Origin of the sequence: Pseudomonas sp. SCA2728.1_7, from assembly GCF_018138145.1 — a bacterium.
Taxonomy (GTDB): domain Bacteria; phylum Pseudomonadota; class Gammaproteobacteria; order Pseudomonadales; family Pseudomonadaceae; genus Aquipseudomonas; species Aquipseudomonas koreensis_A.
On record NZ_CP073104.1, the window covers coordinates 5,643,161 to 5,655,605 of the forward strand.

Consider the following 12,445-nt stretch of genomic DNA (forward strand, 5'->3'; position numbering starts at 1 on the left):
AGATAACAATTATGTTGACTGATACACCGCTATCGCGAGCAGGCTCACTCCTACAGTGGTTTTTGGCGTCTGGAAATTATTTGGTCTTCTTCGGGACCCGGACGAGGCGCGTATCCGAATAGATGTCATGCCACGTGCGCTTCTGCTTGTCGTACAGCGACCAGAAGAATCCCAGCCCCACGCACAGCCACGACGCAATCGACACCATAAACCGCAACAGCGCCTGCCACAGGCTGATCGCCGTGCCATTGGCGTTCTGCACACGAATGCCCCACACCTGCATGCCCAGTGTCTGCCCGCCATGGGTCCAGAACTTGGCGAAGAATCCGAACAGCACCAACACCAGCACGGTGGAGTACAAGGGATCACCGTCCAGTTGCCCGGCATCGGTCATCACCCGCAGACGTTCTTCGCCTATGATCGCTGCCTGGATCATCTTGTAGATGCCACCCGTGACGATCAGCAGGGCGGTGCACAGCAGAAAGTCGTAGAACATCGCTGCCAGGCGACGGCCAAGGCCTACCGGAGGGAAATCCCCTTGGGGCGTGAGCAGGTTTTTCGACATGGCAGCCTCTGGACGCAAAATGAAGCGCCATTTTACGGATTCGCGCGGACAAAAAAGCCCCTGATATCAATATCAGGGGCTTTTTCGTAACAGAAATCAGGCTTCTGCTTGTACTTCGTCAGCCTGCATGCCTTTCTGGCCTTGCACAGCAACGAAGGTCACTTTCTGGCCTTCTTTCAGGCTTTTGAAGCCGTTGCCCTGAATGGCGCGGAAATGCACGAACAGATCCGGACCGCTTTCTGGAGTGATAAAACCAAAACCTTTCTCGTCGTTAAACCACTTGACGGTACCGCTCTGACGTGTGGACATTTCTTATTTCCTTTGACGCATAAATTGATGACAGTCTCTTTCTCATGAAAGAGTACTGGGGCTGGTTGCAGGAGAGTAAGAAGACGTCGAACGGGATGTAGCTAACTTGTAGGCTACTGCCCAGGTCACGATTCCAAGCTGACCCATGCAAACACAGTGGACAAACTCTACGCCAACTACGGGAGAAAAAACAAGCCCTGCGAAGCCCCCGGTTTTACTGAGCTTTAGGCAGTTAGGTGTTTCACTAGTGCAGCCTTAGACGATTCGCTTGTTCAATTGTTTTCGATCGTTATAAGCAAAGTTCATATTCGAATCAGTTGATAGAAAATGCACTTTTTTGTGGCGATTGCGTGACACATTAGTGCACGCATAACGCAATCGCGTTACTTATAGAAACAGTCAATCAACCACGATAGTAGCGTTGTGGAACAAATGGCATTTTGCTTACAAGCATTTGCACCTTTTTCCCACGCACGATGGCCCAAACCGGTGTGTCGATGGCGACATAAGTGCTGTCGAGGTAACCCATTGCCAGCGGACCGCCCAGTGTCGGACCGAAGCCGCCGCTGCACACGCTGCCGATGATTTCGCCGGCTTCGTTGACGATTTCTGCGCCTTCACGCACTGGCGTACGCTCCTGCGGCAGCAAGCCGACGCGTTTGCGTGCGACACCGTTCTGCTGCTGAGCGAAAACGTTCTCCGCGCCCGGAAAACCGCCGGCCCGCGCGCCATCAGCGCGACGTGGCTTGGAGATTGCCCACAGCAGGCTGGCTTCGATCGGCGTGGTCTCGGTGTTCATGTCGTGGCCGTAGAGGCACAGGCCGGCTTCCAGGCGCAGCGAATCGCGGGCACCGAGGCCGATGGCCTGGACTTCCGGTTCAGCGAGCAGGGCGCGGGCGAGTTTTTCCGCGTCGGCGGCCGGAACGGAGATTTCGAAACCGTCTTCACCGGTATAGCCCGAACGGCTGACGAAGCAGTCGACACCCAGCAGATTCACACGGGCGAACTGCATGAACGTCATTTTCGCCACGTCGGGAGCCAGTCGCGCCAGCACGGTAACGGCTGCCGGACCCTGCAATGCCAAGAGGGCGCGTTCTTCGAACAGCGCCGTTATGGTGCACTGAGCGCCGATGTGTTTTTGCAGGTGGGCCAGGTCCTGATCCTTGCACGCGGCGTTGACCACCAGAAACAGTTCGTCATTACCGAGGTTGGCGACCATCAAGTCATCGAGAATGCCACCGGTCTCGTTGGTGAACATCGCGTAACGCTGCATGCCCACCGGCAGGTCGATGATGTCCACCGGCACCAGGGTTTCCAGGGCTTTGGCGGCATTGGCGCCGGTCAAGCGGATCTGGCCCATGTGCGAGACGTCGAACAACCCGGCCTGTTCACGGGTGTGCTGGTGTTCCTTCATAACGCCGAGCGGGTATTGCACTGGCATGTCGTAGCCGGCGAACGGCACCATGCGGGCGCCGAGTTCGAGGTGCAGAGCGTGCAGCGGGGTTTTCGACAGTTGTTCGGTGGACATGCGTGGCTCCTTGAAAATTTGAGTTTGGGTAAGAGGCAAGATCAAGATCAAAAGCCCCTCACCCCAGCCCTCTCCCGGAGGGAGAGGGAGTTAGGTACGTTTCTCTCCCGGAGGGAGAGGGCTGGGGTGAGGTCAGCATTCGATAATGTTGACCGCCAGACCGCCGCGGGCGGTCTCTTTGTATTTGCTTTTCATGTCGGCGCCGGTCTGGCGCATGGTGCGGATGACTTTGTCGAGGGAGACGAAATGCTGGCCGTCGCCTCTCATGGCCATGCGCACAGCGTTGATCGCTTTCACCGAACCCATGGCATTGCGCTCGATACACGGCACCTGCACCAGTCCGCCAATCGGGTCGCAGGTCAGGCCGAGGTTGTGCTCCATGCCGATTTCCGCAGCGTTCTCGACTTGCTGAACGCTGCCACCAAGCACTTCGCACAACGCCCCGGCCGCCATCGAACAGGCCACGCCGACTTCACCTTGGCAGCCGACTTCGGCGCCGGAGATCGAGGCGTTTTCCTTGTAGAGAATGCCGATGGCCGCCGCGGTCAGCAGAAACCGTACGACGCCGTCGTCGTTCGCACCGGGGATAAAACGCATGTAGTAATGCAGCACTGCGGGAATGATCCCGGCCGCGCCGTTGGTGGGTGCGGTGACCACGCGCCCGCCGTTGGCGTTTTCTTCGTTGACCGCGAGTGCGTAGAGATTGACCCAGTCGAGCACCGACAACGGATCGCGCAACGCTGATTCCGGGTTCTTGCACAGTTGCCGATGCAGCGCTGCCGCACGACGTTTGACCTTCAAGCCGCCCGGCAAAATACCTTCGTTACGGCAACCTGCAGCCACGCAGTCCTGCATCACTTGCCAGATTTTCAGCAGGCCGGCGCGGGTTTCCGCTTCCGGGCGCCAAGCGCTTTCGTTGGTCAGCATCACCTGACTGATCGACAGACCGTAGGTGGCGCAATGACCGAGCAAATCCTTGGCACTTTTGAACGGGAAGGTCAGCGGTGTGGCGTCTTCGACGATGCGATCGGCACCAGCCGCGTCCTCGTCGACAACAAAACCACCGCCGACCGAGTAGTACTCGCGGCTGCGGATTTGAATCCCCGCCGCATCAAAGGCGCGGAAGATCATGCCGTTGGGGTGATAGGCCAGCGGCTTGCGGATCATCGCCAGGTGTTCTTTCTCGTTGAACGCAATGCTGTGTTCGCCGAGCAGATTCAGCCGGCCGTTGCCGCGAATCTCTTGCAGGCGTGCGGCGACGGTTTCGGTATCGACGGTGTCCGGGTGTTCGCCTTCGAGGCCGAGCAGCACGGCTTTGTCGCTGCCGTGACCTTTACCGGTGGCGCCGAGGGAACCGTACAACTCGACGCGAACGCTGGCGGTGGCCGTCAGTAGATTTTCACGTCGCAGGCCTTCGGCGAAACGCGCAGCAGCACGCATCGGGCCGACGGTGTGGGAACTGGAGGGGCCGATGCCAATCTTGAACAGGTCGAACACGCTTAACGACATGAGTGGTTCTCCGGTTTCTTGTTATAGGAATTGGCAAAGTTTTGCGGCTGACCGCATTCCCTTGTAGGAGTGAGCCTGCTCGCGATAGCGGTCTGTCAGTCGACATCATTGGTAAATGTCAGTGCGCTATCGCGAGCAGGCTCACTCCTACAGGGGATCAGCGGTGTGTGCGGGATCAGCGATAACTGATCCCGCATCGGTTTAAGCGTAGCTTTCGATCGACGGGCAGGCGCAGACCAGGTTGCGATCGCCGAAGACGTTGTCGACGCGACCGACCGGTGGCCAGTATTTGCCTTCAATCAACGACGCAACCGGATAAACGGCCTGCTCGCGGCTGTACGGGTGAGTCCACTCGCCAACCAGTTCCGCTGCGGTGTGCGGCGCGTTTTTCAGCGGGTTGTCGTCCTTGTCCAGCGTGCCGTTTTCCACCGCGCGGATTTCTTCGCGGATGCGGATCATGGCGTCGCAGAAGCGATCCAGTTCTTCCTTGGATTCACTTTCGGTCGGCTCGATCATCAGCGTGCCCGCTACCGGGAACGACATGGTCGGTGCGTGGAAACCGAAGTCGATCAGGCGCTTGGCGACGTCATCAACGCTGATGCCGCTGCTGTCTTTCAACGGACGCAGATCGAGAATGCACTCGTGCGCCACCAGACCGTTGCTGCCGGTGTACAGCACTGGGTAGTGCTCTTCGAGGCGACGGGAAATGTAGTTGGCATTGAGGATCGCCAACTGCGAAGCGCGCTTCAGACCGGCGCCGCCCATCATGCGAATGTACATCCAGGTGATCGGCAAAATACTTGCGCTGCCGAACGGTGCCGCGCAGACCGCGCCTTCTTTGCGTTCCATCTGGCCGTGGCCCGGCAGGAACGGGGTCAGGTGCGACTTCACGCCAATCGGGCCGACGCCCGGGCCGCCACCGCCGTGCGGGATGCAGAAGGTTTTGTGCAGGTTCAGGTGCGAGACGTCGCCGCCGAACTTGCCCGGTGCGCAGAGGCCAACCATCGCGTTCATGTTGGCGCCGTCGATGTACACCTGGCCGCCGTTGTCATGAATGATCGCGCAGATTTCGCGGATGCCTTCTTCGAACACGCCGTGGGTCGACGGGTAAGTGATCATCAGCGCGGCGAGGTGTTCGCGGTGCTCGATGGCTTTGGCACGGAGGTCTTCGATGTCGACGTTGCCGCGCGCATCGCACGCGGTCACGACCACACGCATACCGGCCATGTTGGCGGTGGCCGGGTTGGTGCCGTGAGCGGACGACGGGATCAGGCAGATGTCGCGACGCTCATCGCCACGGCTCTGGTGATAGGCGCGGATCGCCAACAGGCCTGCGTACTCACCTTGCGAACCGGCGTTCGGTTGCAGCGAGATAGCGTCGTAACCGGTGGCGGCGCAAAGCATCGCTTCCAGCTCGTCGGTCAGTTGCTGGTAACCGGCACTTTGCGCGGCCGGGGCGAACGGGTGCAGCGCACCGAATTCAGCCCAGGTCACCGGAATCATTTCGCTGGCGGCGTTGAGCTTCATGGTGCACGAGCCCAGCGGGATCATGGTGCGATCCAGCGCCAGATCCTTGTCCGCCAGTTTGCGCAGGTAGCGCATCAGCTCGGTTTCCGAGTGATAACGATTGAACACCGGGTGGCTGAGGATTGGCGACTGACGTACCAGCGAGGCTGGGATGGTGCTCTGCACGGAGGCGGCCAGCGCAGCGAAGTCCGGCAGGTTTTTGCCGTCGGCGAACAGGCCCCACAGGGTTTCGATGTCAGCCTGGGTGGTGGTTTCATCGACCGACAGGCCCAGACGCTGAGCGTCGATCACGCGCAGGTTGATCTGCGCAGCATGCGCCTTGTCGTGCAGTGCGGCGGTGTGTGCGCCGGTGGCGACGGTCAGGGTGTCGAAGAAACTGGCTTGTTCGACGTTAGCGCCCAGCGCGATCAGACCCTTGGCGAGAATCGCGGTCAGGTGATGCACTCGGTTGGCGATCTGGGTCAGGCCTTTCGGGCCGTGGTAGACGGCGTACATGCTGGCGATGTTGGCCAGCAGCACTTGTGCGGTGCAGATGTTCGACGTGGCTTTCTCGCGGCGGATGTGTTGCTCGCGGGTTTGCATGGCCAGACGCAGGGCCGGCTTGCCGAAACGGTCAACCGAGACACCGACCAGACGGCCCGGCATGTCGCGTTTGAACGCATCTTTGGTGGAGAAGTACGCAGCGTGCGGGCCACCGAAGCCCAGCGGCACGCCGAAGCGTTGTGCCGAACCGATGGCGACGTCAGCGCCGAACTCGCCCGGGGCGGTCAGCAGGGTCAGGGCCAGCAGGTCAGCGGCCACGGCCACCAACGCGTTGGCGGCGTGGAAGCGTTCGGTCAGTTCGCGATAGTCGAAGACATCACCGTTGCTCGCCGGGTATTGCAGCAGCGCGCCGAAGAACGGCGTCACGTCGGTCAGTTCACGCTCATCGCCCACGACAACTTCGATGCCCAGCGGCTCGGCACGGGTGCGCAGCACGTCGAGGGTTTGCGGGTGGCTGTGGATCGATGCGAAGAATTGGTGGCTGCCCTTGTTCTTGCTCAGGCGTTTGCAGAAGGTCATGGCTTCGGCAGCGGCGGTGGCTTCGTCGAGCAGGGAGGCGTTGGCGATCGGCAGGCCGGTGAGGTCGCTGATCATGGTCTGGAAGTTCAACAGCGCTTCGAGACGGCCCTGGGAAATCTCTGGCTGGTACGGGGTGTAAGCGGTGTACCAGGCCGGGTTTTCCAGCAGGTTACGCAGGATCGGCGACGGCGTGTGGCAGTTGTAGTAGCCCTGGCCGATGTAGGTTTTGAACAGCTGGTTTTTGCCTGCGATGGATTTGATCATCGCCAGGGCATCGGCTTCGCTGAGGCCGTCGTCCATGCCGAGCACGCTGGTGCCCTTGATGCTTTCCGGGATAACACTGGCGCTCAGGGCTTCGAGCGAATCGAAGCCGAGGCTGTTGAGCATGGCTTGCTCGTCACCGGCGCGCGGGCCGATGTGACGGGCGATGAATTCGTTGGCGGTGCCAAGGTTTACTTGAGTCATGTCGGTATTCCTCAGGCTTCGGCTTGGGCTTTGATCAGACGGTCGTAAGCGTCTTGATCGAGCAGTTTGGCTACGGCCGAAGCGTCGCTTGGCTGGAAGCGGAAGAACCAGCCTTGGCCCAGCGGATCTTCGTTGACCAGTTCCGGGGCGTCTTCGAGCGCCGGGTTGACGGCCAGTACTTCGCCGTCGAGCGGCATGTACACGCCGCTGGCGGCTTTCACTGATTCCACGGTGGCGGCTTCGGCGCCTTTTTCGTAAGCCTGCAGTTCAGGCAGTTGCACGAACACCACGTCGCCCAGGGCGTTCTGCGCGAAAGCGGTGATGCCGACAGTAACGCTGCCGTCAGCTTCGGTGCGCAGCCATTCGTGATCTTCAGTAAAACGCAACTCGCTCATGGAAACTCCTCAGGGGGCCAGACTCGTCTGGTGGACGCGGTGGAATGCTTGGGCGGGAGAGCCCTTATTTATGAGGGGATGAATAGCAAGAATACGGCCAATGTTGATTTGTCTTTATAAATCAATGGTTTATATGTTCTGGCTATGCGGCATGCGCTGACATGTGTAGCGAAATCGCTACAGCGTGGAGCGAGGAAAAAAGCTGAACGGGATCAAAGCCTTGCACAGCGGTGATCAGAGGTGTGTGTAGCGATATCGTTCCGCTGTAGCGCTTTCAGTACAGTTCGAGGTCGTTTTTGAACGGATTTCGAATCCACCACAAATAAATGTAGGAGTGAGCCTGCTCGCGATAGCGGAGTGTCAGACGTCGCAAATGTTGAATATCAGACCGCTATCGCGAGCAGGCTCACTCCTACAGGAGGATTTGTGGTGGGTTCAGGGCTTGTTGGGGATGCCGTATTTGCGCAGGCGATGGGCGATGGCGGTGTGCGAAGTTTGCAGGCGGCTGGCCAGTTGCCGGGTCGAGGGATAGCTGACGTAGAGTTTTTCCAGCAGCGTTTTCTCGAAGGACTCGACCGCTTGTTCGAGGCTATCGACGTCGCTGTCAGCCTGACGCGCGACCGAGGTGCCGGCGATGTCGAGATCACCAATATCCACCAGGCTGCTCTCGCAAATCGCTGCCGCGCGGAAGATCACGTTCTGCAATTGTCGTACGTTGCCCGGCCAGCGATTGCCGAGCAGTGCGGGGTAAGTACCGGGTGCGAGACGGCAGACCGGGCGCTGAATCTGCGCGCAGGCCTGCTGCATGAAATAGCGCGCCAACAGCAGAATGTCCTGACCACGCTCACGTAGCGGCGGCACTTCAACGTTGAGTACGTTGAGGCGATAGAACAGGTCTTCGCGGAACAAGCCTTCGCTGACCATTTTTTCCAGATCACGGTGAGTTGCGCTGAGGATGCGCACGTTGACCTTCACCTCACGATCACCGCCGACCCGACGGAAGCTGCCATCGTTCAAGAAGCGCAGCAGCTTGGCCTGCAGATACGGCGACATCTCGCCGATTTCATCGAGAAACACCGTGCCCTGGTTGGCCAGTTCCATCAGCCCCGGCTTGCCACCGCGCGCCGCGCCGGTGAAGGCACCGGGGGCGTAGCCGAACAGCTCGCTCTCGGCGAGGTTTTCCGGCAGCGCCGCGCAGTTCAAGGCGAGGAACGGTGCGCTGTGGCGAGTGCTGATCGCGTGACAGGCTCGGGCGACGAGTTCTTTGCCGGTGCCGGTTTCGCCCTGGATCAACAATGGCGCATCGAGGGCAGCCACCCTTTGCGCGCGCGCCTTGAGGGTGCGGATGGCCGGGGATTCGCCGAGCAATGCATCGAAACCCTCGGCGTGGTCGTGGTGCAAGGCCGAGAGTTGTTCGCCGATGCGGTTCGGTTGATACAAGGTCAGCAGGGCGCCAGCGTCGGTGATCGGCGTAGCGTCGAGCAGCAAGGTCTGGCCGTTGACGGTGATTTCGCGCAGTGGCAAGCGGAAGCCGTGTTCGAGCAAGGTGTCGAGCAGGGCCGGATCGTTGAACAGTTCAGAGACGCTTTCACCGGCCGGTTCGCGACCGTAGAGCGCTATTAATGCCGGGTTGGCCAGCAGCACTTTGCCGGCACTGTCGAGCGCCAGAACCGGATCGGTCATCGCCGCCAGCAATGCGTCAAGCTGCAGGTGCCGACGCTGGCCAGGGAGAATGTCGACCACGGTCACCGCTTCCACGCCGAGCACGCGGAACAACGCGTCTTTCAGCTCTTCGAGCACTTGCGGGCTGAGGGTCGGTGCGTCGATGTAGACGTTGGGCGGGATCATCTCCACCGCATCCAGATTGAGATTGCGCCCACCGAGGATAGCCAGAACTTCCTGGGTGATGCCGACGCGGTCGATGAAGCTGACGTGGATACGCATGGGGCGGTTCAGTGATCTGCAGAGCGGAGGGTGGCAAGTATGCCTTAAATCAAAAGCACCCTCACCCCAGCCCTCTCCCGGAGGGAGAGGGAGCCGACCGAGGTGTCTTGGGTTTGACATCGACCTGAAAGCACCAGTCGATTATGGATTCGGTAAAGCGAGTTGAGGTCGGCGTAACTCCGACGCATGTCCCAATCAGCACCCTCACCCCAGCCCTCTCCCGGAGGGAGAGGGGGCCGACCGAGGTGTCTGAGGTTTGACATCGACCTGAAAGAACCAGTCGATTATGGATTCGGTAAAGCGAGTTCAGATCGGCGTAACTCCGAAGCATCTCCCAATCAGTCCCTCACCCCAGCCCTCTCCCGGAGGGAGAGGGGGCCGACCGAGGTGTCTGAGGTTTGACATCGGCCTGAAAGAACCAGTCGATTATGGATTCGGTAAAGCAGGATCAGGTCGGTGTAACTCTAGAGCATCCCCCAATCAGTCCCCTCTCCCTCTGGGAGAGGGCTAGGGTGAGGGGCTTTTGCGGGTTATTCGAAGTGCTCAAGATTGACCGGATCCCCGGACTTCATATCAAGTTGCTTGCGGATGTCTTCAAACATCATGTCGTAATGCTTGTGAACCGAGCCGATCTGGCTGTGCGTCTTGGGAATGCCGTACTTCTCGGCGATTTTCGTCACATTGTTGGCAAAGTTGTAGGCCTCCTCTTTGGGCAGGAAGAAGGTCTCTTTCATGTCCTTGCCCTGAAGGTTGCCATGCATCGTGAACTGGATGCCTTTGCCTTTTTTCGGATCGCTGAACACTTCATAGTCGAGGCACACGTTGTAACTGACGTCATCCGGCGTCAACGCGTGCCGCTCAATATGCAAATGACCGGGTTCAAACTGGGCCATGAGTTTCTCCTTTCAAGGCATGGGAGAAGGGCAGACCAGGGGCCTGCCCCCGGAGTTTCTGATTATCGGTAAGTGATGCCCGGCTTCGCCGTGGTCACGCGAGTACCGGCAGTACCCTGGACAATCGCTTCAATATCCGCCAACGAACCGATCACCGCGACCTTGCCAGTATGGCGCGCGAATTCGCAGGCTGCCTGTACCTTCGGCCCCATGGAACCGGCGGCAAAGCCGAGGCGTTCGAGTTCGTCCGGGTGCGCTTCGGCAATGGCTTTCTGCGTCGGTTTACCGTAGTCGATAAACGCCGCGTTGACGTCCGTGGCGATTACCAGCAAGTCGGCTTCCAGTTGCTCGGCGAGCAGCGACGAGCACAGATCCTTGTCGATTACCGCCTCGATACCCTTGAGGTTGCGGTTCTCGTCGTACATGGTCGGAATGCCGCCACCACCGGCGCAAATCACGATACTGCCCTTGTCCAGCAGCCATTTGATCGGGCGGATTTCGAAGATGCGTTTTGGCCGTGGGCTGGCCACCACACGGCGGAACATGTCGCCATCTGGAGCAATCGCCCAGCCTTTTTCGGCAGCGAGTTTTTCTGCTTCGGCCTTGTCGTAGACCGGGCCGATCGGTTTGGTCGGGTTCTGGAAGGCCGGATCCTTGGCGTCGACTTCAACCTGGGTCAGCAGGGTGGCGAACGGCACTTCGAAGTCGAGCAGGTTGCCCAGTTCCTGTTCGATGATGTAGCCGATCATGCCTTCGGTTTCGGCACCGAGCACGTCCAGCGGGTAAGGGGTGACGGAGGTGTAGGCCGCCGCTTGCAACGACAGCAGGCCGACTTGCGGGCCATTGCCGTGGGCGATGACCAGTTGGTTGCCAGGATGGATCTTGGCGATTTGCTCGGTGGCGATGCGGATGTTGGCGCGCTGATTGTCAGCGGTCATCGGTTCACCACGGCGGAGCAGGGCGTTACCGCCCAGCGCTACGACGATACGCATGGTGCATGTCCTTCTAATCAGAGGAGAGGCAAACAACTCGATCTTCCTGTCGGAACCGGGATCCCCTGTGGGAGCGAGCCTGCTCGCGAAGGCGTCAGATCAGTCGACATCTCTGTTGAATGACCCACCGCTTTCGCGAGCAGGCTCGCTCCCACCTGTGGCACCGGTTCCTTCAGTGGGAGCTATTTCAGTTACAGATCAGCCAGGGTCGAGACCAGAATCGCCTTGATCGTGTGCATGCGGTTTTCCGCTTGCTCGAAGGCGATGCAGGCAGGCGACTCGAACACGTCGTCGGTCACTTCGATGCCGTTTTTCAGGTGCGGATACTGCTCGGCAATCTGTTTGCCGACCTTGGTATCACTGTTGTGGAACGCCGGCAGGCAGTGCATGAACTTGGTGCGCGGGTTTCCGCTGGCTTTCATCAGTTCAGCGTTGACCTGATACGGCAGCAGTTGCTGGATACGCTCGGCCCAGGCTTCCACCGGTTCGCCCATCGATACCCAAACGTCGGTGTGAATAAAGTCGACGCCTTTGACCGCCGCTTTCGGGTCTTCAGTCAGGGTGATACGTGCGCCACTTTCTTCCGCATATTTGTGGCAACGCTCGACCAGATCATCCAGTGGCCACAGCGCTTTCGGCGCGCAGATGCGCACGTCCATGCCGAGCTTGGCGCCGACCAGCAGCAGCGAGTTGCCCATGTTGTTGCGCGCATCGCCGAGGTAGGCGTAGCTGATCTCATGGATCGGCTTGTCGGCGTGTTCACGCATGGTCAGCACGTCGGCGATCATCTGCGTCGGGTGATATTCATCGGTCAGGCCGTTGAACACCGGCACCCCGGCGAACTTGGCCAGCTCTTCGACGATTTCCTGTTTGAAGCCACGGTATTCGATGGCGTCGTACATGCGCCCCAGCACGCGGGCAGTGTCTTTCATGCTTTCTTTGTGGCCGATCTGCGACGAGTTCGGGTCGATGTAGGTGACGTTAGCGCCTTGGTCATACGCCGCCACTTCGAATGCGCAACGGGTGCGGGTCGAGGTTTTTTCGAAGATCAGGGCGATGTTGTTGCCCTTCAGGTGTTGCTGTTCGGTGCCGGTGTATTTCGCGCGTTTCAGATCGCGGGACAGGTCGAGCAGGTAACGCAGCTCACGTGGGGTGTGGTGTTCCAGGCTGAGCAGGTTACGGTTGTGAATGTTGAACGCCATGATGATTCTCCTTGGATTCGGTAATCGGCCCGGCCGCTACGGGATGGGTGCGGC

General features: G+C 59.5%; 10 protein-coding genes. All 10 read right to left on the reverse strand.

Going from position 1 to position 12,445, the window contains the following annotated elements:
• Positions 1 to 76: 76 nt before the first annotated feature.
• The 10 genes from KBP52_RS25240 to KBP52_RS25285 all read right to left on the reverse strand — a co-directional run bounded on the left by KBP52_RS25240 (position 77) and on the right by KBP52_RS25285 (position 12,391).
• Entirely contained in the window at positions 77 to 565 is a 489-nt protein-coding gene (locus tag KBP52_RS25240) for an RDD family protein (protein ID WP_212621211.1), read from the reverse strand.
• A 96-nt stretch (positions 566 to 661) separates the two neighbouring features.
• Positions 662 to 874 carry a cold-shock protein gene (locus KBP52_RS25245; RefSeq protein ID WP_003227496.1) on the reverse strand — a complete coding sequence of 71 codons (213 nt, stop codon included), beginning with the start codon at positions 872 to 874 and terminating at the stop codon, positions 662 to 664.
• Between the two features lie 403 nt (positions 875 to 1,277).
• Positions 1,278 to 2,402: a glycine cleavage system aminomethyltransferase GcvT gene (gene gcvT / locus KBP52_RS25250; RefSeq protein ID WP_077574273.1), complete on the reverse strand. Its 1,125-nt coding sequence runs from the start codon at positions 2,400 to 2,402 to the stop codon at positions 1,278 to 1,280.
• Positions 2,403 to 2,534: 132 nt separating this feature from the next.
• Positions 2,535 to 3,911, reverse strand: a complete 1,377-nt coding sequence (locus KBP52_RS25255) for an L-serine ammonia-lyase (protein ID WP_123443683.1) — start codon at positions 3,909 to 3,911, stop codon at positions 2,535 to 2,537.
• Positions 3,912 to 4,112: 201 nt separating this feature from the next.
• Positions 4,113 to 6,965: an aminomethyl-transferring glycine dehydrogenase gene (gcvP, locus tag KBP52_RS25260; protein WP_212621212.1), complete on the reverse strand. Its 2,853-nt coding sequence runs from the start codon at positions 6,963 to 6,965 to the stop codon at positions 4,113 to 4,115.
• Between the two features lie 11 nt (positions 6,966 to 6,976).
• On the reverse strand, positions 6,977 to 7,360 hold the full coding sequence (gene gcvH / locus KBP52_RS25265) for a glycine cleavage system protein GcvH (RefSeq protein ID WP_077574270.1): 384 nt from the start codon (positions 7,358 to 7,360) through the stop codon (positions 6,977 to 6,979).
• A 435-nt stretch (positions 7,361 to 7,795) separates the two neighbouring features.
• The gene (locus KBP52_RS25270) at positions 7,796 to 9,304 is read right to left on the reverse strand and encodes a sigma-54-dependent transcriptional regulator (RefSeq protein WP_077574269.1); all 1,509 of its coding nucleotides are present in this window, start codon (positions 9,302 to 9,304) and stop codon (positions 7,796 to 7,798) included.
• 530 nt (positions 9,305 to 9,834) lie between these two features.
• Positions 9,835 to 10,197, reverse strand: coding sequence for a DUF5064 family protein (locus KBP52_RS25275; protein WP_077574268.1), 363 nt, complete (start codon positions 10,195 to 10,197; stop codon positions 9,835 to 9,837).
• 62 nt (positions 10,198 to 10,259) lie between these two features.
• Positions 10,260 to 11,189, reverse strand: coding sequence for a carbamate kinase (gene arcC, locus KBP52_RS25280; RefSeq protein WP_116029972.1), 930 nt, complete (start codon positions 11,187 to 11,189; stop codon positions 10,260 to 10,262).
• Between the two features lie 191 nt (positions 11,190 to 11,380).
• On the reverse strand, positions 11,381 to 12,391 hold the full coding sequence (locus KBP52_RS25285; RefSeq protein ID WP_008086805.1) for an ornithine carbamoyltransferase: 1,011 nt from the start codon (positions 12,389 to 12,391) through the stop codon (positions 11,381 to 11,383).
• Positions 12,392 to 12,445: the final 54 nt, after the last annotated feature.

What these genes read in the sequence shown, in the direction of transcription:
- KBP52_RS25285 (WP_008086805.1), bottom strand. Translation starts at nt 12,391, where the DNA reads ATGGCGTTCAACATTCACAACCGTAACCTGCTCAGCCTGGAACACCAC.
- KBP52_RS25240 (WP_212621211.1), bottom strand. Translation starts at nt 565, where the DNA reads ATGTCGAAAAACCTGCTCACGCCCCAAGGGGATTTCCCTCCGGTAGGC.
- gcvP (WP_212621212.1), bottom strand. Translation starts at nt 6,965, where the DNA reads ATGACTCAAGTAAACCTTGGCACCGCCAACGAATTCATCGCCCGTCAC.
- KBP52_RS25270 (WP_077574269.1), bottom strand. Translation starts at nt 9,304, where the DNA reads ATGCGTATCCACGTCAGCTTCATCGACCGCGTCGGCATCACCCAGGAA.
- gcvT (WP_077574273.1), bottom strand. Translation starts at nt 2,402, where the DNA reads ATGTCCACCGAACAACTGTCGAAAACCCCGCTGCACGCTCTGCACCTC.
- KBP52_RS25255 (WP_123443683.1), bottom strand. Translation starts at nt 3,911, where the DNA reads ATGTCGTTAAGCGTGTTCGACCTGTTCAAGATTGGCATCGGCCCCTCC.
- gcvH (WP_077574270.1), bottom strand. Translation starts at nt 7,360, where the DNA reads ATGAGCGAGTTGCGTTTTACTGAAGATCACGAATGGCTGCGCACCGAA.
- KBP52_RS25275 (WP_077574268.1), bottom strand. Translation starts at nt 10,197, where the DNA reads ATGGCCCAGTTTGAACCCGGTCATTTGCATATTGAGCGGCACGCGTTG.
- arcC (WP_116029972.1), bottom strand. Translation starts at nt 11,189, where the DNA reads ATGCGTATCGTCGTAGCGCTGGGCGGTAACGCCCTGCTCCGCCGTGGT.
- KBP52_RS25245 (WP_003227496.1), bottom strand. Translation starts at nt 874, where the DNA reads ATGTCCACACGTCAGAGCGGTACCGTCAAGTGGTTTAACGACGAGAAA.